The 22703-nt window shown below is 49.9% G+C and carries 27 protein-coding genes; 22 read left to right on the forward strand and 5 right to left on the reverse strand.

Going from position 1 to position 22703, the window contains the following annotated elements; genetic code table 11:
• Nucleotides 1-7: 7 nt before the first annotated feature.
• Nucleotides 8-715, reverse strand: coding sequence for a hypothetical protein (locus IPQ00_05945; protein MBL0240105.1), 708 nt, complete (start codon nt 713-715; stop codon nt 8-10).
• Nucleotides 716-808: 93 nt separating this feature from the next.
• Nucleotides 809-1435: a hypothetical protein gene (locus IPQ00_05950; protein MBL0240106.1), complete on the reverse strand. Its 627-nt coding sequence runs from the start codon at nt 1433-1435 to the stop codon at nt 809-811.
• A gap of 472 nt (nt 1436-1907) precedes the next feature.
• Here IPQ00_05950 and IPQ00_05955 point away from each other — a divergent pair, with 472 nt between their 5' ends.
• The 11 genes from IPQ00_05955 to IPQ00_06005 all read left to right on the forward strand — a co-directional run bounded on the left by IPQ00_05955 (nt 1908) and on the right by IPQ00_06005 (nt 12625).
• Nucleotides 1908-2846, forward strand: a complete 939-nt coding sequence (locus tag IPQ00_05955; protein ID MBL0240107.1) for a substrate-binding domain-containing protein — start codon at nt 1908-1910, stop codon at nt 2844-2846.
• Nucleotides 2847-2869: 23 nt separating this feature from the next.
• Nucleotides 2870-3790 (forward strand): ROK family protein, encoded by a 921-nt coding sequence (locus IPQ00_05960; protein ID MBL0240108.1) that lies wholly within the window; start codon nt 2870-2872, stop codon nt 3788-3790.
• Nucleotides 3791-3830: 40 nt separating this feature from the next.
• Nucleotides 3831-4235, forward strand: a complete 405-nt coding sequence (locus tag IPQ00_05965) for a hypothetical protein (GenBank protein MBL0240109.1) — start codon at nt 3831-3833, stop codon at nt 4233-4235.
• A 113-nt stretch (nt 4236-4348) separates the two neighbouring features.
• Complete coding sequence (locus tag IPQ00_05970; GenBank protein MBL0240110.1) at nt 4349-4837, forward strand: ribosome maturation factor RimP; 489 nt, start codon at nt 4349-4351, stop codon at nt 4835-4837.
• A 56-nt stretch (nt 4838-4893) separates the two neighbouring features.
• Nucleotides 4894-6312, forward strand: a complete 1419-nt coding sequence (nusA, locus tag IPQ00_05975) for a transcription termination factor NusA (protein ID MBL0240111.1) — start codon at nt 4894-4896, stop codon at nt 6310-6312.
• A 104-nt stretch (nt 6313-6416) separates the two neighbouring features.
• Nucleotides 6417-9215 (forward strand): translation initiation factor IF-2, encoded by a 2799-nt coding sequence (gene infB, locus IPQ00_05980; GenBank protein ID MBL0240112.1) that lies wholly within the window; start codon nt 6417-6419, stop codon nt 9213-9215.
• Nucleotides 9216-9220: 5 nt separating this feature from the next.
• Nucleotides 9221-9586: a 30S ribosome-binding factor RbfA gene (gene rbfA, locus IPQ00_05985; GenBank protein ID MBL0240113.1), complete on the forward strand. Its 366-nt coding sequence runs from the start codon at nt 9221-9223 to the stop codon at nt 9584-9586.
• Nucleotides 9587-9666: 80 nt separating this feature from the next.
• A complete protein-coding gene (locus IPQ00_05990; GenBank protein MBL0240114.1) occupies nt 9667-10665 on the forward strand; it encodes a bifunctional oligoribonuclease/PAP phosphatase NrnA in 999 nt (332 codons plus the stop codon).
• An 84-nt stretch (nt 10666-10749) separates the two neighbouring features.
• Nucleotides 10750-11340, forward strand: coding sequence for a cob(I)yrinic acid a,c-diamide adenosyltransferase (locus IPQ00_05995; protein ID MBL0240115.1), 591 nt, complete (start codon nt 10750-10752; stop codon nt 11338-11340).
• Nucleotides 11340-11900, forward strand: a complete 561-nt coding sequence (locus tag IPQ00_06000) for a phosphatidylglycerophosphatase A (protein ID MBL0240116.1) — start codon at nt 11340-11342, stop codon at nt 11898-11900. Before IPQ00_05995 ends, IPQ00_06000 begins: the two co-directional genes overlap by 1 nt.
• Nucleotides 11897-12625, forward strand: coding sequence for a DUF1835 domain-containing protein (locus IPQ00_06005; GenBank protein ID MBL0240117.1), 729 nt, complete (start codon nt 11897-11899; stop codon nt 12623-12625). The genes IPQ00_06000 and IPQ00_06005 overlap by 4 nt, the downstream gene beginning before the upstream one ends.
• Here the strand turns inward: IPQ00_06005 and corA are convergent.
• Entirely contained in the window at nt 12610-13665 is a 1056-nt protein-coding gene (gene corA / locus IPQ00_06010; GenBank protein ID MBL0240118.1) for a magnesium/cobalt transporter CorA, read from the reverse strand. The genes IPQ00_06005 and corA overlap by 16 nt on opposite strands.
• 147 nt (nt 13666-13812) lie before the next feature.
• Between corA and IPQ00_06015 the strand changes: the two genes are divergently transcribed.
• The 5 genes from IPQ00_06015 to IPQ00_06035 all read left to right on the forward strand — a co-directional run bounded on the left by IPQ00_06015 (nt 13813) and on the right by IPQ00_06035 (nt 17809).
• Nucleotides 13813-14727, forward strand: a complete 915-nt coding sequence (locus IPQ00_06015) for an ATP-binding cassette domain-containing protein (GenBank protein ID MBL0240119.1) — start codon at nt 13813-13815, stop codon at nt 14725-14727.
• Entirely contained in the window at nt 14724-16076 is a 1353-nt protein-coding gene (locus tag IPQ00_06020; GenBank protein ID MBL0240120.1) for an ABC transporter permease, read from the forward strand. Before IPQ00_06015 ends, IPQ00_06020 begins: the two co-directional genes overlap by 4 nt.
• A gap of 6 nt (nt 16077-16082) precedes the next feature.
• Nucleotides 16083-16628: a class IV adenylate cyclase gene (locus IPQ00_06025; GenBank protein MBL0240121.1), complete on the forward strand. Its 546-nt coding sequence runs from the start codon at nt 16083-16085 to the stop codon at nt 16626-16628.
• A 13-nt stretch (nt 16629-16641) separates the two neighbouring features.
• Nucleotides 16642-17442, forward strand: a complete 801-nt coding sequence (locus tag IPQ00_06030; protein ID MBL0240122.1) for a DUF1349 domain-containing protein — start codon at nt 16642-16644, stop codon at nt 17440-17442.
• A gap of 112 nt (nt 17443-17554) precedes the next feature.
• Complete coding sequence (locus IPQ00_06035; GenBank protein ID MBL0240123.1) at nt 17555-17809, forward strand: GlsB/YeaQ/YmgE family stress response membrane protein; 255 nt, start codon at nt 17555-17557, stop codon at nt 17807-17809.
• Nucleotides 17810-17868: 59 nt separating this feature from the next.
• Here the strand turns inward: IPQ00_06035 and IPQ00_06040 are convergent, their stop codons facing one another.
• Complete coding sequence (locus tag IPQ00_06040; protein MBL0240124.1) at nt 17869-18447, reverse strand: DUF1211 domain-containing protein; 579 nt, start codon at nt 18445-18447, stop codon at nt 17869-17871.
• A gap of 22 nt (nt 18448-18469) precedes the next feature.
• Nucleotides 18470-18910, reverse strand: a complete 441-nt coding sequence (locus IPQ00_06045) for a hypothetical protein (protein ID MBL0240125.1) — start codon at nt 18908-18910, stop codon at nt 18470-18472.
• Between the two features lie 130 nt (nt 18911-19040).
• Here IPQ00_06045 and IPQ00_06050 point away from each other — a divergent pair, with 130 nt between their 5' ends.
• From IPQ00_06050 to IPQ00_06075, 6 genes are all read left to right on the forward strand, one after another.
• Complete coding sequence (locus IPQ00_06050) at nt 19041-19646, forward strand: hypothetical protein (protein MBL0240126.1); 606 nt, start codon at nt 19041-19043, stop codon at nt 19644-19646.
• A 268-nt stretch (nt 19647-19914) separates the two neighbouring features.
• The gene (locus IPQ00_06055; GenBank protein ID MBL0240127.1) at nt 19915-20316 is read left to right on the forward strand and encodes an RNA-binding protein; all 402 of its coding nucleotides are present in this window, start codon (nt 19915-19917) and stop codon (nt 20314-20316) included.
• A 100-nt stretch (nt 20317-20416) separates the two neighbouring features.
• A complete protein-coding gene (gene infA / locus IPQ00_06060; GenBank protein MBL0240128.1) occupies nt 20417-20635 on the forward strand; it encodes a translation initiation factor IF-1 in 219 nt (72 codons plus the stop codon).
• A 394-nt stretch (nt 20636-21029) separates the two neighbouring features.
• Nucleotides 21030-21620, forward strand: coding sequence for a cytochrome c3 family protein (locus IPQ00_06065; GenBank protein ID MBL0240129.1), 591 nt, complete (start codon nt 21030-21032; stop codon nt 21618-21620).
• A gap of 309 nt (nt 21621-21929) precedes the next feature.
• The gene (locus IPQ00_06070; GenBank protein MBL0240130.1) at nt 21930-22142 is read left to right on the forward strand and encodes a hypothetical protein; all 213 of its coding nucleotides are present in this window, start codon (nt 21930-21932) and stop codon (nt 22140-22142) included.
• A 45-nt stretch (nt 22143-22187) separates the two neighbouring features.
• A complete protein-coding gene (locus IPQ00_06075; protein MBL0240131.1) occupies nt 22188-22598 on the forward strand; it encodes a hypothetical protein in 411 nt (136 codons plus the stop codon).
• Nucleotides 22599-22703 lie beyond the last annotated feature (105 nt).

Below are 22703 nucleotides of genomic sequence, written 5' to 3' on the forward strand. Positions count from 1 at the left end.
CCAACAATTAACGCGTCGGGCTTACGATGATCGTGCCGCCGCCGAGAGTTGTGTCATTCCTCTGCGTACCGAGGAATACTGCCGCACCGGCAACACCGGCAGCGACTAAGATCAACCAGGGCCATCCTGCGATAGCAACGCTGGGGGCTGAGCCCGGACGGAGGCAAGGTTTGCAACCGGTCTGCTCAACATTACCGGCAGTCGCTGTCGATCCAGCAGAAACTTGCTTGTCAGTCGAACCTTCACGCATAGTGACGATTCCGGAGGACGTGTCGACGTGAGTGTGCGAACACTCAACTTCGATTGCAAAGCTATCAGCCTGACCGGCATCGGCCATGATCGTCGCATTCTTGGTCGCAATCGTTGTCGCGACGCCTGCCGCATTAGAAACGCGGTATTTTCCTTCAGACAAGGTGCCGACGATGCTTGATTCTGAAAACGTCAAAGTCAGGCTCGAATTCGCAAGAACTTCGATCCGACCCGTTTTGCCCAAGCTAACAACCGCACTCGAGTCAGCACCGGTTGCTATCGTGCTTCCCGACAGGACAGTTGAATTGGAAACCGCGGCTTGGCCATTTACGGTAACCTGTCCGGACACGGTGAGCTCACCGCCCATATTGACGGGCACAGCGAAGGCCACAGACGAATACACACACCAAACAGCCGCTACGGTGACCGTTGTAATAAATTTACGAAGACTATTTTTGCCGAACATTTGAGTTAAAATCCTCCTGAATCAATCCTATCAAATAGATAATAAGCTTAGCCGCCACAAATGATTGTCGCGGCGGCTAAGTACAATTAAGATTTAACGGTTGGGGCTAACGACCGTTGTTCCGCCACCAAGCGAGATATCGTTACCACCCTGCGATGCTGCCCAGATGATGCCAACAGCGGCTCCACCCATTACCAAAGCCCACGGCCACCATGTGGCAGCACTATCACACTCTTCTTTGCCGTCTTTGTCAGCGTCGATACATTTGCCCGAAGCATCTTTGTAATCGTCAGCCGAGCGGCCGGCCTGAGCTGAGGCTCTTTCGCCCGCATTTAGAGCTAGGCTTGTGCCGGCCACATTCACGTTCAATGCATCCACAGCACGGAGAACTGTAAGCGAACCCGCGGTAAGGTCGATCGTCGCAGACTTGTCGTCAAACGAAACTATCGCAACGCTGTTCGGTGCAAGGTCGATCGCTCCGGCTACGCCGAAGTTGATCACCGCACTCGAATTGTTCGGGGTCGAGACCGTGCTGGCCGAGAATATTGTACGGCCGCTTTGGGCAACTTCACCGTTTACCAAGGCAGATTCACTGCCATTGACGATAATTTCACCAGTAATTTTTTCAGTATTTGCCAACGCTACCATCGAGTAGGTCGCGAGCATTGCAATCATCAAACACGACGATGTCGCCTTTCGAATCCACAGTTTACTATTCATAGTTCTCCTCTTGTATCGCTTCAATTCAATAAAATCAAAAAACAAACCTTTCAATCTTTTACACGAGTTAGAGCCCAATGTCAATAAAAACAACACGTTCAGTGCCAATACTGAATTAAAAAAACGTTGTTCATACTTATGGCTTAGCTAAGATTTGCCTCATACTTATAACATATTTCCAAACTGATTCAAATGGAAAAGTATATAAAATGACCCGCGTGAAGTTTTTTTTGAGGAACGGCTATTTGATAGTGGTGGCGATCGGTCACGGGCCAGTCGGCCTATGTCCGAATTCGGCGCGTTGCCGAACGGTGTTTTTTTTGGTTTAATTTGCACAGCCCGGCATTTCATCTGGAGATAAGCCCGAATAACAATGATTAGAATAAGACCTTTGCTTCTACTATTCGTCACCTGTTTTGCGATTTCCTGCTCGAATGGGCCTAAGGAAAAGAGGATCAAGATCGGTTTTGCTATGGCTACCGTGAAAGAGGAGAGATGGCAGCGTGACCGCGATGCCTTCGAGGCGCAGTGCAAGAAAATGAATGTCGATTGTGTTATCACAGTGGCTGACAATAGTCCTGACCGACAGGCAAATGATGTCGATAACTTGTTAACACAGAAAGTTGACGTCCTTGTCATTGCTCCGCAAGATGCTACTCAAGCTGCATCGATGGTCGATAAGGCAAAAATGCAGGGCGTGCCGGTAATCAGCTACGACCGGCTTATAAATTCAGATAAGATCGACCTGTATATCTCGCACCAAGTGCCCATAATCGGGCGTAAGATCGCCGAATATGCACTTCAAAAGGTCCCGAAAGGTAATTATGTAATAGTAAACGGTGCCTCTACTGATAATAACGCTCACATAATGAACAAGGAGTATTTGGCTGTGTTAAAGCCTGCCATCGACAGGGGCGATGTTGTTATTAAGAGCGAACAGTTTATTCCGGATTGGAAACCTGAACTTGCGCTTAATTTTGCCGAAAACGCACTGACCCAAAATAATGACGACATTCAGGCATTTATCGTCTCAAACGATGGAATGGCTGGCGGCGTAGTGAATGCTCTAACTAAAAAGGGGCTGGCGGGCAAGATCGTCGTGACAGGACAGGACGCTGATAAGCGTGCCCTTCAGAGCATTGCCGAAGGAAAGCAGTCAATGACGGTTTATAAGCCAATTATTCCACTCGCTGACGCCGCGGTGGAAGCGGCGATAAAACTTGCGAAAAAGGAAAAGTTAAACACAACACCGTTTAAGAAGGACGATGAGTCAAAAGAGGTTCCAGCAATTCTGCTTGAGGTCGTAACGGTCGACAAGGGTAATCTGATGGAGACCGTGATCAAGGATGGCTACGCAAAATATGAAGATGTCTTTCTCAACGTCCCCGAAATCGATCGGCCAAAGAAATAGCCGTTATTAGTAACCTCCACAACATGAATAGAATCGCTTTGGCACTAGATCTGGGCGGCACAAATCTACGTTTGGCCGCCGTTGGTGAAGATGGCACCATTTATTCCCGTTCACGAGCGGAGACCCCGAAAGGGTCTTCCGGCAATGACGTCATTGATCTGATAATCCACTTGGCTGAAAATTGCCGAAGCGGGCTCGAAGACCCTTCCGCGGTCTGTGCGATCGCTGCCGCAGTACCCGCGACGATCAATATAGACGAGGGTATATTGAACAAACTACCAAATCTCCGATGCCTCGAAGGTGTTCCGCTCCGCGACATTTTGTCCAACCGGCTCGGGGTGGATGCTGTCCTCGAAAATGATGCGACGGCCGCCGCAATCGGTGAAAACTGGCTCGGAGCGTCACGCGATGTCGATACATCGATCTGCGTGACTCTCGGAACAGGTGTTGGCGGTGGGCTAATGATAAACGGAAAGCCGTATCGGGGGAAAGATGGCACCGCCGGGGAAGTCGGTCATATTTGTGTCGAACCGGACGGGCACCCCTGCGGTTGTGGAAGCCGCGGATGTGTCGAGCAGTATGCATCTGCAACCGCCGTTATACGGATGGCGAGAGAAGCAGGGTTGGATGTGTCGACATCGTCGGATGTTTACAACTGGGCGAAACGCGGTAACGAAGAGGCGGTTGATGTGTTTACAGCGATGGGGACATATTTGGGGATCGGGTTGGCAGGCCTTGTGAATGTTCTAAATCCCGAAATGATAGTGATCGGCGGCGGTGTTTCGGCCGCGTGGGAACTATTTGCCGGTGATGTGCGACGTGAGGTAGATGAACGGTCATTTCCGGAACCGGCGAAGCGTGTTAAAATCGTGGGGGCAGAATTGGGGGACGATGCCGGAATACTCGGTGCGGCACGAGCGGTCTTTGCCTTGATAAGCAAATAACTTTAAGGCGGTAATGTCCTTAAAGTTTAGGGAGAATATTATGGACGCATTTCACAAAATACTTGTACGTATTTATGAGATTACCGGCGGACGTGATTCGGTCGACGTGGATATGGTCGAACTGACCAAAAAGGAAGGATATTTCCCGAGTATTGACAGCATTACCGAGATGCTAAAAAGCGAAAGTTGGGTGACGGAATCGCGGCCGAACACCGTTAGGATCACACACTGGGGGGTGGCGGAGGCCAAGAGGTCGCACACTGCACGCCCGGATGCCGCCCGATCGGTCGAACGGGATGCTAAGAAATTGCACTCGGAATCCCGCGATCTGGGAGTATTTATTGAGGAGTTTATTGCGGATCCATCAAAGTTGCGATTTGCCTCGGTTTCAAAGAAGTTTGGCGAGATGGAACGACTGGTAGCCAGTATCGGGGACACACTATAGGTTTTTAGTTTGCAATAATGTGCATTTTCCTTATATACTAGTCGTTTGCCGCGATGCGTAGTATCTGAGCGTATCAAGTGGGTCTCGTGCCCACTTTTTATTTTGGGTTGAAAATGGTAGCAAAACAGCCTTTTACCGGGCGAATCAATGAAGCAGCACTCGAGGTGGCAAATATATGCGGCGTCGAATTTGTGCATGCTGAAGTTGTAGGGTCTAAGAATGACTCGCTCATACGTATCTACATTGACAGACCACAAGGCGTGTCGATCGACGACTGTGCTCAGTTCTCATCAGCAATTGAAGAGATATTTGATGCGGAGGACCTCATACCCTTTGCGTATGTCTTGGAGGTGTCGTCACCCGGCATCGAGCGCCAACTTTATTCGCTTTCTGACTTTGTACGATTTACCGGCGAAATGGCGAAAGTAAAGCTCTCGACGGAGATCTCGGGGCAGAAGAATTTTGTCGGTGTGATCGTGGCCGTCGAAGATGACGTTATCACCTTCGACGACCGCACTTGCGGAAAGGTCACGATACCATTCGAATCGGTTGTGAAGGCAAATCTGAAGATCGATCTTGGTAAGGAATTGAAAGGGCGCTAGGTATAGTTTATTAAAGCTTTTGGGGCGACATAGTTTCGCCGGGCAGATCGAAAGTTATGACATCATCCATCGGACAGAGTATTGAGATCTTGTGCAACGAGCAGGGGCTCGATCGCGATATGGTCATCGAAGCTATGAAGGAGGCGGTAAAGGCGGCCGCCCGAAAGCAGTTTCGTGGACACGACAAGACCGGCGAAGGGATCCAGGTCGACTGGAATAATGAAGAGGGAATGATCGAGATCTCGGCGCAAAAGACTGTGGTTCACGACGTTGAGAATCCATCAGAAGAACTGTCGCTTGAGGAAGCTCAGGAGCTAGCGGGCGACGATGTCGAGATCGGCGATTCACTTTTGATCCCACTGCCGAACGAAGAAATGGGCCGAATCGCGGCTCAGACCGCCAAGCAGATTTTAGTTCAAAAAGTCCGTGAAGCGATCCGCGAAAAGGTCTATGACGAGTATGTCGACCGTAAGGGTGAATTGATCAACGGAACGGTCAAACGATTTGAGCGTGGCGATATGATCATTGATCTCGGCAACAATCTCGAGGCATATGTACCCCGAGCCGAGCAATCTCGTGGTGAGATGTGGAACCAAGGTGAACGCATACGGGTCGTGATCGCCGACGTGTCCAAGGACCAGAAAGGACAGCAGATCAAGGGCTCACGAGCTTCATCCGACTTGCTAAAACGTCTATTTGAAATGGAAGTGCCGGAAATCTACGACGAGACCGTAGTTATTAAATCGGCGGTTCGCGAACCCGGTGACCGAGCCAAGATCGCTGTTGCGTCGAATGAAAAGGACGTTGACCCGGTCGGGGCGTGCGTCGGTATGAAAGGCTCTCGCGTACAAGCTATCATCAAGGAACTCCGCGGCGAAAAAATCGATATAATTGAGTGGTCAGATGAGCCGTCGGTGTTTGCGGCCAACGCTCTTTCACCGGCAAAGGTGTCGCAAGTTCGCATCACCGATATCGGCAACCGACAAATGGAAGTAATCGTCGGCGAAGATCAGCTCAGTTTGGCGATCGGTAAGAAGGGCCAGAATGTGCGTTTGGCGGCAAGGCTTGTCGGTTGGGACATCAAGATAGTCAGTGAAGAGCTCCTCAAGAAGGAGATCGCCCTTAAGATGGGCAAGATGATGGCATCCGGTGAAGCCGTGCCGATCACTGCATTACAGGGAGTAACTGCATCGCAGGCGGACACGCTTTCTGAAAAAGGCATTTCGGATGTTGAGGCACTTGCGGGGGCATCCGTGGATGATCTTGTTGATTTCCTGGACGTGTCATTGGATGAAGCCGAGAGCATTCTCGCATCGGCTCAGTCGATCGTTGCGGCCAAGAACGGTAAGGTGGCAGACGCTGACGCTGAAGTTAACGTCTCGGTTGAAGAAGATATTGAAGTTCCGGACGAGCAGATTGATACAACCGGCGATTCCGATGGCGATTCTGAAAATGTGGTCGACGAGACCGTTTAGATGAAAGTTCAGTGGCGTCCGTTGAATCGTTCGTGTTTGGTTTAAGACCGCTCATATAGAAGAGTTTTCTGTAAATGGCGGTTTAGGAAGAGACTTAATTAAATATGGCCATTCGAAAATCAGTTCGAATTTACGACCTGGCACGCGAGTTAAAGCAAGATACAAAACGCGTGATGGAAGATCTGCGCCGCGCCGGTGCCGATGTCAGTGTGGCGTCAAATTCGGTTAGCGCCGAATTTGCGGAAAAGGTTCGAAACAAGTACTTTCCAAAAACTGAAACAGCCCCCAAACGTGCCATCAAGGTCATCAAGGCAAAGAAAGACGATGTTGCTCCGGCCGAAGGCTCGGAAATTGTCGAACTAGACGAACCGGTCATAGAGAAACACGAAGCCGAGCAACTGCCAGCGATCGAAGTTGTGTCGGAACCCACGATCGAGGTGGAAGTTGAAACCCCGATAACGGTAACTGAACCGGTCCCTAGTGACTTGGTTGAAGTTGCCAAACCCTCCGATACGGGTAAATCGATAAAAGTCAAGAAACTGGTGGTCTCAAAGATCAAACCGGTGGAGGTAGTGGTTGAACCGGAAATGCCGGTCGCAGTCGAAGTGCCCCCCACAGAAACGGCGCCGATCGAAATTTCGATCGACGAACCGGAGATCCCGGCAGTTGTAGAAACAACTCCGCTCGAGGCTACTTTGGAGCCAGAGCCCGAAGTTGAAACTCCCAAGGTCGTCAAGCCGGGGGGAACTACTGTTAAGACACTTACGCTGACGAAATCAGCTATTGAAAAGGGAATCAAGCCTGGGGACAAATTGGTAAGTGATTCTCCGACCAAGACAGGAAGATTGCTAGGTGATCAAAAGCCGCAAATCGATCCTCGGACGGGTCGTCCGCAATTCCGCGGCACGCCGGGTGAGACCGCAGCCCCGCAAATGACCTATACGCCTCCGGCCGACAATCGTCGTCGACCAGGTCGGGGCGGCAGTGGCCGAAAAGGCAAAGATGATAGAAGCGGCCGGTTTGCTGAACGTGACCAGGACGCTCCACGTCAACGTTCGATCGAAGAGCGAATTCTTGATCAGGTCGGTGGCGGAGAAAAGGCGGAGATCCGTACGGTACGCCTCACAGACGGGGCAACGGTTCGCGAGTTTGCCGAGGCTCTCGGCATAACGCCGCGCGATATTGTCCAACTTCTGATCAAGCGCGGGGTGTTCGCGACGCTTAATCAGCCGATCGGCGAGAAGATGGCAATCGAGATGGCTCTTGAATACGGGTTCGATATGAGCTTTGTGCCATTTGAGGAAATGGTGATCGAACAGGAATTCGAAGAACTCATCGCTTCAGATGCGGACGATGTGGAACTGCCGCGTGCTCCGGTTATTACAGTAATGGGCCACGTCGATCACGGTAAAACTTCGCTGCTCGACGTAATACGATCCGAAAACGTCGCTGAGGGAGAGGCTGGCGGTATTACCCAGCACATTGGAGCCTACAGCGTTATGGTGCCGAACTCGGATGATCCGGATAATCCGCGCAGGGTCGTTTTTCTCGATACGCCGGGTCACGAAGCATTTACAATGATGCGAGCTCGTGGTGCAAAGGCTACTGATATAGTAATTTTGGTAGTTGCTGCCGATGACGGGGTGATGCCGCAAACAATCGAAGCCGTTGAGCACTCCAAGGCTGCCGGTGTTCCGATCATTGTCGCGATAAATAAGATCGACAAGCCCGATGCAAATCCTGATAAGGTGAAGCAGGGACTCGCTGGGCTCGGATTACAGCCCACGGATTGGGGCGGCGATACGGAAATGGTTCCAGTTTCGGCGAAAAAGCGCGAAAATCTGGATACGTTGCTCGAAACAGTTTTACTACAATCGGATATTTTGGCTCTTACGGCTAGTCCGACACGGCGAGCGTCCGGAGTTGTGCTTGAAGCAAAACTCGATAAGGGGCGCGGTGCTGTCGCAACTGCGTTAGTTCAACAGGGAACGATGCGCGTCGGTGATCCCTTTATCGTCGGACAGTTTTACGGCAAGGTCAGGGCGATGTTCTCCGATCGGGGTGAATCCGTAACGGAAGCAGGTCCGGCAACGCCAGTCGAGATTCTCGGACTTCAAGGCGTGCCGCAGGCGGGTGACACTTTCCAGGTCGTCTCTGACATCGATCGGGCTCAAACGATAGCCGGCCAGCGTCAGATGCATGCTAGACAAGCCGCGATGCTCAAGACCACCAAACGTGGAATTGAATCGCTTGGTCAGGCTGAGGTCAAGGAACTTCTGGTTATCCTCAAGGCGGACGTACAGGGTTCGGTCGAGGTGCTGAAGGGAACACTTGAGAAGCTTTCGACTGAAAAGGTGAAGGTTCGGGTGATCCGTGCAGGAGTTGGAGCGATCGCCGAATCAGACGTTTTGTTGGCTTCGGCAACTCAGGCAGATGATGCGTCCACTGCGGTCGTGATCATTGGATTTAATGTCCGGCCGGAGGCTCGAGTGGGCGATATTGCAAAGCACGAGGATGTGGATATCCGCCTTCACTCGATCATTTACAAGGTCGAAGAAGAGATCACGGCTGCAATGATCGGTATGCTTGACGCCATCGAGAAGGAAGTCATTCTTGGTAAGGCTCAGATATCAGAGACATTCAAGGTATCAAAAATTGGTACGATCGCAGGTTGCCGCGTTATCGATGGCGTTATTCGTCGGCAAGCTAAGGCCCGTCTTATCAGAGATGGGGTGGTTGTATGGCAAGGTGATATCGCAACGTTGAAACGATTTAAGGACGACGTCAATGAGGTCAGGAATGGCTTTGAATGCGGTATCAGCCTAGTCAATTTTAACGATTTGAAGATCGACGATCAGATCGAGGCCTTCACGATCGAAAGGATCGCCGCCACGGAGTTGTAAGTATAATGCGACGCCCCGAGAGATTTGCCGAAGCTCTGCGCGAAGAGATTGCAGAGGTCGTCGGATTTGAATTGGACGACCCAAGAGTCACTTCAGTTACCGTAACGGAAGTTGTCGTGGCGGATGATATGCGTGATGCAAAGGTTTTTGCTTTCATCCAGGGAACTGAGGCAGAAGTTCAAGAAGCTTTGAAAACGCTACGAAGGGCGGCGACGTTCGTTCGACAACAAGTTGCGATGAATCTTAATCTCCGACACGCTCCGCATTTGCATTTTATCAGAGACACGGCCGAGGAGAATGCCTCGCGTGTTAATCAGATCTTGCAAGATCTGACCCTGAAGGGCGAAATTAAAAAGGATCATAGTGAATAACTGTGACTAATAGATCTTAAGCCGAAGAACTTAAAACTCGGTCTATCATCTGTTGGTAGCAAGTAATCGCTTCGTACTAAGTGCTAAGTCAAGTAGTAGAGTTAATTGAAAACAAACGTGAGTTTGCAATAACGACACACATCAAACCGGACGGCGATGGTGTGGGTTCATCACTCGGACTTTATTGGTTATTGATCTCACTTGGGAAGCAAGCCGAAGTGATCGTCCACGGAGAAGTGCCTTCGGCATATCGGAGTTTGCCCGGTGCCGATAAGATCCGAGATGTACGAACAATCACCTCGACCTACGATGCAGTCTTTGTCATTGAGTGCTCTGATATACATCGCCCCGGGATCGCCGGACTTGAAACCCAATTCACAGTTAACATAGACCATCATTCTACTAGCGACCATTTCGGAACGGTCAATTGGATCGATTCGACCGCATCTGCCGTAGGAGAGATGATCTACAATCTTTGCAAGGCAATAGGTGGTCGCATCACAAGGGAGATAGCCGAATGTGTATATTTGGCTCTAGTAACTGATACCGGATCATTCCACTTTTCCAACACATCGGACAGGACTCTAAAGGTCGCGTCAGAGCTGATAAAAGCGGGTGCGAAACCTGCGAAGATCGGAGAGGCGGTGTACGCCAATTACCCTTGGTCGCGTATCGAACTGATGCGCCGTGTCTTAGATACGGTAAGACGTGATACGACCGGAAGGATTGCGACGATGCGGCAGACGATCGAAATGAAGGACTCGGCCGAAGCCGTCGATGGTGACAACAACGGCTTCGTCAATATCCCGCTTGCCGCAAAGGAAGTACTTGCCGCAGTCTATATGCGTGAGGTCGGAAAGGGAGAGTATCGAGTTAGCCTCCGTTCAAAGGGCGATATTAATATTGCACGTGTCGCCGAACGATTCGGCGGCGGCGGTCACAAAAATGCCGCCGGGCTTAGAATCGTCGGTAATTGGGACGAGAAGGAATTAGAGATCGTTGAGGCAGTGAGGCTCGCGATCGAATCGACCGAGGCCGATGTTTCTGCAAACGGGTCAAACGGTCAAATTCGGGAATAGTCCAGGTTTATTGATACGCAGGGCAGTACTTGAGGTTGTGCGGATAGGGTTGCCGCGACACGCAAGTACTGCCATAATTTTTTTATGGCAGAATCGAAAGAAAAGCGATATAAATGGCGTCGTGACGATTACCGGGAGAATACAAAAGGATTGTTGATGCTCAATACCGGTGATGGTAAAGGTAAAACAACTGCTGCCATCGGTGTGCTGGTCCGTGCCGCTGGCCGTGAAATGAAATGTTGTATGATCCAATTTATGAAATCGCGTTCGGATAGATATGGCGAACACGAGTCGTTCGGAAAGCTTGGGATCGAAGTTCATACAATGGGAGACGGATTTACCTGGGACACCCAAGACAAATCACAGGACATCAAGACTTCTTTGGAAACGTGGGCACTTTGCGTCGACAAAATGCGGAACGGTGACTACGACCTTTTGGTATTTGACGAACTCCTTTACGTATTGAGCTATGGGTTCATAGAAATTGATGCGGTGATCGCAGAAATTAGATCGATCCGGGCCCTACAACCACATTTGCACCTTATCCTGACCGGCCGTAACGTAGAAAATGCATTGACCAACTTGATCGACGAGGCGGATCTAGTCACCGAGATGGTCGAGATCAAACATCCGTTCAATAATGGAATCTACGCTCAACAAGGCATCGAATTTTAATGAAATCTCCTGTCGACAGACGTAAACCTAACGGAGTCGGGGACCTGATCGCACTTGGGATAACCACGTGCGGCGTAGGTTATTTGCCGTTGATGCCGGGAACCTTTGGTTCGATGGTTGGCGTTGTCATATATTTGGGCATCGTATGGGTAGACGGAGTCGCCGGATTGAGTGCCCTAACTGCCGGGTTTAATGGTAATCAGGTATCCGCAGTTGTGTGGGCCGCCAACTCGCTATTGCTTGCTTTGCTTATCCTGATAGGTATTTGGGCGTCGGGAAGAGCGATCCCGTTACTTGGCGATCTTGACCCGTCGGAGGCCGTGGTAGATGAGGTGATGGGGCAGATAATCACTTTGCTCTTTGTACCACTCGGAGTCGGTTTACCATTTGTGCTCGCCGGATTCCTGCTTTTCAGGCTTTTTGATATTTGGAAACCCTACCCGATCGATAGTCTCCAGTATTTACCTGTCGGCGTCGGAATATGTGCCGACGATATCGTTGCGGGTGTTTATGCCGGACTTTGTTTGGCATTGGGATACGCAGTTTTTGTTTTGATATGATCTACCACGTTTTACCGGGCGATTCATTGGTCGAAGAATTTCGAAAATCTGAGATAGACGGCGATGTGATTGTTTGCCGTGAATGTATGATCGTCGGCGATGTGTCGGCTGAAACGTTGGATGAATTGTTCGAACACCGCTCACACTTTCTTCTTATAGAATACGGAACTGACGAGATCGATTACCACGAGCAAGTTGCTGATGAACTCTCGCGGCTGGTTGACCTTCCGGATGGAACGATCGTGAACCTTTGGTTTGAATACGAACTATTCTGTCAGGTAAATCTTTGGTTTTGCTTATATTTACTTTCGGGCACTGAGGCAACCATTTATCGCGTCGCCCCGAGCGAGCGTAATTCGGATGAAGTGTGGAAAGGATTTGGCGGAATGGACGAAAGGGCCCTTAAGCGATGCTACGATCAGCGGGTTGAATGTACGGCCGCCGACGTCAAACTCGGTCAAGACCTTTGGCAGGCTTATTCGGGAGCGGATCACGTCCGACTTCGACAACTTGGTGAATCGGCCTCGCCATGTTTTCCAATGCTTGCTCAAGTCGTCGAGGCTGAGATCGAAAAGGATGTACGCCCCTCCGAGATCCTACGCGAAATACGGGGTCGCGGTGTAAAAGAGTTCAATGACTTATTCGTTCAGTTTACCGAACGTGCGGGCGTATACGGCTTTGGTGACGCTCAGTTGGCGGCATTAATTGATCAAAGTTCGTCGTGATCACTTTCGTTATGTATTGGAAGGCTAATGTCGATGTCCTCTTCCCTTTGAAATATCCAACCTAAACGCCAGAAATATGCGATCAGAGCTAAAGTGATGAGACCCATTGCTCCTAATGTGAAGAAATAGCCAGACCGGGTCTTGAGTTCCGGCATATGTTCAAAATTCATTCCGTAAATACCGGCGATCAGACTCAACGGCAAAATGATCGACGACATTACCGCAAGGGTTTTCATTACGTCATTTGTTCGGTTTCCCACGACCGCAAAATGTATGTCGAATAAGCTACTGACGAGGTCGCGATAGCCTTCGGCCAAGTCTGATATCCGAACAAGATGGTCGTGAACATCACGGAAAAATGGAATCACCGTCGCAGGTATCTGCGGAAATTCACCGTGTGACATTCGGTAGAGTACCTCGAGTTGGCGGGAAGATATTCTCTTTAGACGTGCAACGCTCCGCCGGAGGTCCATTATCTCGCCAAGAATCATATTGTTGCTCTTGCGCATCCCCAGTACGCGTTCTTCAAGTGAGTTAATCTCCAGATCAAAATCATCGACAATGGGCATATAAAGGTCGACTAATTCATCAAGTATTCGCTGTAGCAAAAACGCCGGGCCGCGTTGGCAAACAAATGGACTGCTCCTGATGTGTTGCTTGGCCGATTTTATACTGCGAAACCTTTCGACGTGGAATGTGACGACAAAGTTATTTCCCAAATAACCGTCTAGTTCCTTGGTGAGAAAATTAGCCGGATGGGTCTGGCCCGGTTTTATGCCGTGGACTATAAAGTAGAGGTAATGTTCAAATCCTTCGACTTTGGGCTGGTTTCGGGTTTCAAGGCAATCCTCGACCGTGAGCGGGTGAAACTTAAAAATATTGAGGAGGATATCCTTGGCCTCGGAACGGCCTTCATCTGTCTCTCCCTGAAGGTCCACCCAGACGACATTCGTCTCGTCAGCCAATAGTTTAGGAAGCTCATCGCGGCCAAAACCTTCTTCAACCATCTGGCCACCCTGTCTGTAAACGAAGATCTCCATATTTTCCTCTGAAGTATGACGAATTGCCCGCTATCGGGCAAGTCCAGATCTTTGCCTCAATATTACGGGGATCTTCTATATTCTTCTGTTCAATTCATTGCAACTGAAACCCGATGTCAACGTATGGTATCTTGGAAAGAATACTTTATGAGTGAAAAAGACGTGACCTTACGGGTCGAAAACGTAACCAAACGGTTCGGCGAGTTTACGGCCGTTGACGATCTTAGCCTTGAGGTCCGCGCCGGACGAGTTTTTGGGTTTCTGGGACCGAACGGTGCCGGTAAAACAACGACGATCCGGATGATCGTCGGGATAACCGCCCCGGATGAAGGGCGGATAGAATTTTTTGGTGAGCGAATGACCTCGAGACTGCAAGATCGCATCGGGTATCTACCGGAGGAACGCGGACTCTACAAAAAGATGAAGGTTGCCGACCAGCTAAGATATTTCGCGGCACTAAAGGACGTGACCGGAAAGGACGCTGAGCAACGGATCGACCGCTGGCTGGAGCGTATGAATTTATCCGAATGGAAGAATAAGAAGACGACCGATCTTTCGAAGGGTATGCAGCAAAAGATACAGTTTATTTCAACCGTACTGCACGACCCTGACCTTTTAATACTTGATGAACCATTTTCAGGGCTTGATCCGGTGAACGTCGAATTTATGATCGATGTATTGGCCGAGTTTAAGCAAAAGGACAAAACCGTAATATTCTCAACCCACTTAATGGAGACCGCCGAACGACTCTGTCACGACATTATACTCATTAATAAGTCAAAAAAGGTGATCAGCGGCAGTCTTCGTCAGGTAAAGGAGAGCTATGGCCGCAACCTGATCGCTTTGAGAGCGGTCGGCGGCGAAGAGGTTCTCCACGACACAAATTTGATCAAAAGCGTTGTTCAGCACGCGGATGAGATAGAGATCGAACTGACCGAGACTGCAGATGCTCAAGTGATACTGAAAAGACTGATTGAAACGGGAGCGGTGATCACAAAATTTGAACAAGTGGAACCTAGCTTAAACGACATTTTCATCGATCAGGTTGGAGGTGAACAATGAGAAAATTCCTTGCTGTCGTAAAGCACGAATACAAAAAGATCGTACTGAAATGGACGTTTCTGCTTGGCACTTTGCTCTTTCCGGTGATCGGTGCGGGTTTTGCAGTTGTACCCGCGCTTATTTTTTCGATCAAAGGGGAGCCGACACGGATCGTTATCGTCGATCGCTCCAACAGGATCGGGATGCGAATCCGAGAAAATCTTTCACCTGAAAAAATTGCGGCACGCAGCGACCAGATGGTAAAAGACGCTGTAAAAGAAATGCCGGTTGCTCAGCCGGGACAGATGAATCAATCTGCAATGCAGTCTGCCGCGTCGTTTGTTTTTGTTGATTACAACGCTTACGGGCGGTCGTCTGATGACGTCTACCTGGATCTCAACGAGATGGTGGTCGGAAACAAAATAGATGCATATCTGATAGCACCGTCCGATATCGATAGCAAGGATGCAAGCTTTGAGTTTCGCTCGAGAAAGGCCGGGGATTTTATTGCCGGCGATATTCTTCGCGATGCGATAAATGATGCGGTGCGGTCGCAACGTCTTGCGGACGCTAATATCAGCGAGACGAGCGTGATGGAATTGAGCCGACGTGTGACGATCGACTCTAAATCTCTTGACGACAAGGGCCGTGAAAAGGACAGTGATATGTTGCTCGCGGCGTCATTTGTCATCGGCCTGATGATCTATATTACACTTGCCATTTATGGACAAGTGATAATGGGAGCCGTAGTTGAAGAAAAGGAAACCAGAATCGCCGAGATACTCTTTTCGTCGGCGAGGCCGTATGAATTGATGCTTGGCAAGTTGGTCGGTGTCGGCCTCGCAGGTCTAACGCAACTTGCGATATGGGTTATCTCGATCGCCGGACTGATAGCATTTTTGGCCGTTCAGTCCGATATGTCGACGTTATTCTCCGGTTTGCCGCACATCACTACATTGATGGTCGCGTATTTCCTACTGTACTTCCTACTCGGGTATTTTGCCTATGCGTCTATATTCGCACTGATCGGTTCGGTCGTTACGACAGTACAGGAAGGTGGCCAATTTGCTTTTCCGCCGGTGATGGTGATGCTGATCGGCTTTTACTTCAGCTTTGCCGTAATCCGTGATCCAAATTCGAGCCTTTCGTTTTGGGTTTCGGTCTCACCGTTCTTTGCACCAATGACGATGCCGGTGCGTATCCTGGCTGAAACACCTCCTTTCTGGCAAATTGCGCTGTCAGTCGGCGTCAACGTCTTTACGATCGCAGCACTCGTCTGGTTGGCATCCCGTGTTTACCGTGTCGGGATGCTGATGTACGGCAAGCGCGCCACGCTACCCGAAATATGGAAATGGATCCGACAGGTGTAATAAAATATGGCGATCGAGATCGAAAAAAAATACCGCCTAACCATTGAGCAATTGGACGACGTGACGCAGGCTTTGATCGAAGACGGTGCTGACTTTATCGGTGAGGACGAAGAGGAAAACGTGATCTACGGCAGCCCGAATCTTGATAGTAACTGCGCAATAATCCGTATCAGAAATACGGGAAAGCGAAGTGTCGTTACCTTCAAACGGAGAATTGAAAGCGATCTCGCAATTAAAAAGCAGATCGAATATGAATCGGTCATTGCCGATCCGGAGGCAGTCGCGGCGATCCTCCGAAATCTCGGCCTCGAGATTCGACTAATATACGAAAAGCGGCGTCGTACGTGGAAATATGGGGGCGTCGAGGTTGTGCTAGACGAATTGCCGTTTGGGCGATATATGGAGATCGAAGGTTCGGTACTTGAAATCGCCGAGGCAGAAATGCGACTCGGAATCGAACTTTATGTGGCAGAACACGAAACATACCCAACGCTGACGGCTAAATTTGGGAAAATGAATGACGGCGTTGTTGAGGCTCGTTTTGCCGCGTGATACTTGGCTTTTTATGAGAGGAGTAATTCTGATCTTGATAGTAACCTGCGGCATCTTCGGATGCGGTGGCTCGCCCACGGCAAATCGCTCTGCTGAACTCAACCGAGCATCGACGCCGACTGCAAATTCGGTTCAACCGATCGTGACTCCGACGCCGGTCGCTTTAGAATCAATGCCGGCCGGGCAAACGATCGAACGGCCCGAAACGGTGAAAGCGGTGGATAAACGATTTGAGAACGGATGGATCTGGATCGACCCGGATGCCCAAAACAGTCCAACGCCATATGAATTCAAACAAGGGAAGTTCGCGATGCGGATCCCGTCGAACAAAGACCTCTACGGTGATAATCGCTCGGCTCCGCGACTGGTCAAGGCAGTTACGGGCGACTTTCAGATCGAATCTCGTGTCAATTTTGACCCAACGGAAGATTATCAAGGTGCGGGACTGCTGATATATGTCGATCGGATAAATTACCTACGTTTGGAACGGTCATTTGGCGGCCTCCGTGAGGGCGGTAGCGGCATTAGAATGGACGTGCGAATGCAGGATCGGTACGAATCGTTGACAACCCCGGGCGAGGTTCCGACAACGTCGAAGAGCGTCGAGCTCAAGATAACCCGACGCGGAAACGTGTTTACGTCGTATTGGCGTCAAAATGAAAATGCTGAGTGGCGCGAGATCGAGGAGTTTGTATCCACGTTTCCGAACACGGTGCTTGCCGGTGTCCTCGGGTGTAACACGTCAAGCGAAATTGCCGTTGTATTTTCAAATATCAAGCTGTTGCCACAGCCTGTGACTAATCCGTTAAAATGAACTTTCGTGACCGGCCGGCGTATTGCCGTTATGTGATCAAATTGTGAATTTAACGAAAATATTGTAAAACCATATACATTAGATCGAATAAATTACGAAAAAGGAGAAAATTATGTTTTCACTCATTTGGCAATTGTTAGTCGGTCTCTTGATCGGCGTTATCGCCCGACTTTTGATTCCTGGCAAAGAGGGCATTGCAAGCGGAATGCTCGGCTGGCTCATTACCGCACTGATCGGTATGGGCGGGTCATTTATCGGCACCTTCGTCGGGCGGGCGATATGGAAAAAGGATAACTATGCTGCCGGCTGGATAATGTCAATCCTCGGTGCCGTCGGTCTGCTGTTGTTGTATAGGCTTATATTTTAAGACTAATCAACTATTTTTTACTCAAACGCGCTTTTAGCATTATGCTGACGGCGCGTTTTTCATGCATCTACTTTCTTTTCGATCCGGCGGTCAGGTATAAACCAAATAGCTGCCACGATCACATAGATCAAACTCGCAACCCACGAATTTACGAATGACAGTGGTATCGCCACCAAGTAACATACCAATGACACCTTTCCCTTAACGTCGCTGCCAATAGCGGCGGCGAGCAATGCATTTTCGTAGTTCGAGTGTCTCACAATGCTATTTTGCAGAATCGTGTATGAAACGGCGGCCATAAGTAGCACGAGGCCGTACCCGGCCGTTGGGATCGGTGCAAGATGATTCTCGCCCATCCAACCGGTTGCGAAAGGGAATAACGATAACCAGAAAAGCAGATGAAGATTTGCCCAAAGCACCTTTCCATTTACTTTGCGAGTCGCCTGCAACATATGGTGGTGGTTGTTCCAGTAGATGCCAAGATAAACAAAACTCAATACATAGCTTAAAAAGACGGGCAACAAAGGACTCAAGGCCTCAAGGTCTGTACCGTGCGGAACCTTTAGTTCGAGCACCATGATCGTCATAATAATGGCAATCACGGCATCGGAAAATGCCTCGAGTCTCGTTTTGTTCATTGTGTAGTCAGTGTTCTGGCTTTCAATTTACCATCGAACTTTCATCCTTCGCATTTTCGGCCGTGCCTGGTTCAGGTAGTGCCATTTTTACAAGTCCGTCAAATGCCACGTGATATGCAACGCCCTTTACCGGCACAGACATATCTTCCTCCGTCTTGCCCTCTGAGTTGGCGATGCTGACGCTAGCAAAGTAGCAGGACGCTCCGTGAGCACCGGCGTGTCGCACTTGCGTTTGAAATACTTCCTCACCTTCTATGCGACCGCGGTCCGGGTACATCGCGGTTCGAACGACAAAAAAGCCGATCTCGCCGTCCTTGTGCCCGACAATTTGCGGTTCGGTCATAGGGTCGGCAAAGACATCTGCCGATTCGACGACCCACTCGGCTTCCTGAAGTTGCTTGCAGACGATCTCGATGCCGAACGCGTGAATGTCGGCTGCGGTCATCAGTTCTTTTTCGATCATTGTTAACATTCTACTCGTCCACATAGCGGTCAATCAACATTGAAGTATTTCGATAGCCGATACGGGAATGATATTTATTTAATGGTAAACGTAAGCTTTGATTTTGCATCAAACATAATGGAGGTTTTTTATGATGAAAAAACTAATAACATTGACGCTTTCAATTGTTGCGACACTCTTACTCGGTGCCTCCGCAGTTTTAGCCCAAGGCGGCGACAGGACGACATTTACCGGCACGGTTATAAGCTACGGTAGCGGTTTCAATACCCGCACAACGACGAACACCTTTACCCTAAATCTTACAGGGACGACATCTGACAATGACGCCAAGCGGTTTCTAGGCCTTTTAGACGACAACGGTCAGGATGACCTTTTGAAGGCTATCCACTCTACAGATCTGGGCAATTTTGCGTTAGGCGGGCGGATCGGCCGTACTGTTAACGGCGTTCGCATCAGCGATGTCGACGGCAAACAGCGGATACGGATCATATTTGAGCGTTGGATCGGTGGGGGCGAACTACGTGGCGGTTATCGCTCGATCGATTACCCGTTCGGATATATCGAACTTATGGTCGATCCGGTCACCGGAAAGGGCGACGGTACATATATTGCCGCTGCACAACTACGGGTCAGAACGGATAAGAAGACCGGTCAGGACGTTGTCGAGGTCGAGGATTTCGGCACTTTTCCGTCCCGTTTGGTAGGTGTCACGGTCCGCGGACGTAAGTTGCTGTGAACTTTGCTGAAAGTCAGCATTTGCAACTATTGTGAAAAGGGTGCATTCTAGAGAGGTAGTCCTTCTCTTGCGATGCACCTTTTTGCATTGCGCTCATCAAAGACGGTTTTTGGATTTGGCAAAGAGCAGGTTGTTTATTGGTACAGAAGTAGCTCTTGCGTTTATTGAGCATCCGAAACCGACACTTCGTTGCACCGTTTTTCTGCGAAGCCATTCGAATCGACACTTCTTTGGAAATTCCCGAAAAGGGGAAAAGGTAAAAAATTTAATGTCAACGAAACTTTACGTAGGTAATCTCTCATTCAGCACGACGTCACAGGACCTCGAATCAATGTTCGGCGAATTTGGAACTGTTCAGTCGGCGAATCTCATCGAAGATCGCGAAACCGGCCGCTCACGCGGTTTCGGCTTTGTCGAAATGTCGAGCAAAGAAGAAGGCGAGGCAGCTATCGCCAGTATGAATGGCAAAGAGGTCGACGGCCGTGCACTTACGGTTAATGAAGCCAAACCCCGCGAAGATCGCGGTGGTAGCGGCGGCGGCGGCGGCGGTGGCGGCCGTGGTGGATACGGCGGCGGCGGTGGTGGAGGTCGCGGCGGCAATCGTGGCGGCGGCGGCGGCGGTGGAAATCGCGGCGGCGGCGGCTACGGCGGCGGTGGCGGACGCTACTAATCGATCAAATCGATTTCAAATCGCCGCGAGGCACTTCGGGTCGGTCACGCCGACCCGAAGCCCGCGGTGGTAGAAAATAGGACTAAACAAAGGATAGTGAATGAAAGAAGAACTTATTGAAATGGCCGGTGTCGTGGTCGACAAACAGCCAAACGCATTTTTCAAGGTACAATTGAACGATACTGAGCATATGGTGCTTGCAACGATCTCGGGTCGTATGCGCCGAAATCGGATCCGCATCCTGATGGGTGACCGCGTCGATATCGAACTCTCGCCGTACGATCTGACAAAGGGCCGTATCACATACCGTCACAAGTAAAGCCTAACAAATTTCAGTTTTCGTGCTTTAGTGGCACGGAAACAGATCGTTCAACGGCCGGTCCGAACCCATTCTGAGTTTGAGTCGGAAGTGTTATGCGACCTGCGAGCACTCAAACCCACGCTCCACAAATTCTCCCTCCGCAGTCTTCCGCACATTAATTTTCACCAAAAATAATTTTACTCGTCAACTGATCGGCCACCACCGATGAGATAAGCTGTGAAAATAAACACGGCAACTCGCACGTAATTGCCCCATTTCGGGTGTTTCTCTCATAACGGAACAGGAAACTTAATCTTTCTACAAGTGACCTGCGTCACATCAACTGCTTCAAAGCAGGCACACAATGGCGCTGAAAGTAATATTTTCAAGTTCTGTCTAATGGGGGTGCAAAATGATGAGACAGTTTATTAAGATCGCTTCAGTGATCGCGACGTTCGCGTTCGTGTTATTCCTCCTCGACGGTACAAGCCAAAAGGCTCAGGTGATGACCGGTAAGGTCGCTCCGCCGCTCGAAATGCCCCAAGTTATCGAACTCGCAAAGGGCTCGAAACAGGGCCCTGTGACATTCAATCACGTCAAGCATAATAGTGGCGAGTATAGTGTCTCCGGGCCGATACAGTGTATCGAATGCCATCACACGGCACAGCCGGCCGCTGAACTCGCAAAGCATCCACCGCTTAAAACCGATTGGCCCGCCGGTCGTACGACCACGCTCACTATGGAGCTTTTCAATACGGATGCGAAAGGTGCCGGTATTGCCGCTTGTCGTGATTGCCACGCCAAAGCCGGCCAAAAGCCGAAATTGTTGCTGGAGATACCGGTCCTTAAGGATCCGGGCAGCACGACGATGACGACGCTGACCAACCAGTTGGCATTTCATCGCACCTGTGATGCGTGCCATTTTTCGGTTTCGATGAACCGGCCAGAGTCCAAGGTGCCGAATGCGACGGTCTGTTCGTCGTGCCATAAACGCAGCACATAACGCTGGAGACGTCGGCGATCGATAGTTAACGATGCAACTGGGCATTGCGGTATCGATTTGTAAATCGCATCGCCGGATTCGTCATTATTTGTGGATCGTATCAAAACGGGAATCGACGAACATAGTTCTGTCGATTTCCGTCTTGATGTGCCGCCACCACATTTGTTTCATCTTCCCCAATTTCCTCTATTATCGATAACTATTGTCATCAATGATCGACCAGAAACACCAAATTCCGACACTTGTACTGATCGGAGCATTGGTCCGATCACCGCAACGGCTCGATTGTATAGTCTTTCGTAGTAATATATGAGTCGCATGACATATGAATTTGAAATGCTCAAAAACGATCCCGACGTCGAATCGGAGCGCGGGCCGGGCGGAACGATCATCTTTTTAGATGGTGATCACTACTGTGTAGTCGGTCCCGAATTTGTCACTTTGGATGAAAGCGACTGCTATGCTTTTGGAGCGACGAGGGAACAGGCAATTTCCAATTATGCTTTGAAACATATTGTTTAGCGATATGCTGCAGAATGGGGGTATCATACAGAAACAGGAGTTTTTATGAAACGATTCATTTTACCGTCATTTTTTGTTATTGGTTTGATCTTGCTTGGAGCCGGGGCGGCGACTGCACAGAGTACATCCATCGCAGGTGAATGGGATGCCTCGTACAACACGCCCGGCGGACCGCGATCGTTCAGACTCATCTTCAACGTCGAAGGCGAGAAGGTGACCGGCACGGCTAAACGTTCTAACGGCGACGTGCCGCTTACCGGAACGGTTAAGGGCGACGACATCAGCTTTTCGTATACGATCAACTACAACGGTAACGATCTCACGCTGTCATTTTCGGGCAAGATCAAGGGTGATTCGATGGACGGGACCGTCGCGTTCAATGAAAATGCCAACGAAGAATGGAGTGCAAAACGTGTGCCGACTCCGAAACCCAGTATGCGTAAAGCCGAAAAGTAGCTCTCGCTATTGCTCATTGAATTAAGTCCCTAACCGTTCCGAGATCGCCGGGTGTTTTGTGCCCGGCGAGTGCGATGTTTAATTTGGAAGGTCGATCGATGCTGT

It is taken from the genome of Chloracidobacterium sp. (assembly GCA_016720705.1).
Taxonomy (GTDB): Bacteria; Acidobacteriota; Blastocatellia; order Pyrinomonadales; family Pyrinomonadaceae; genus OLB17.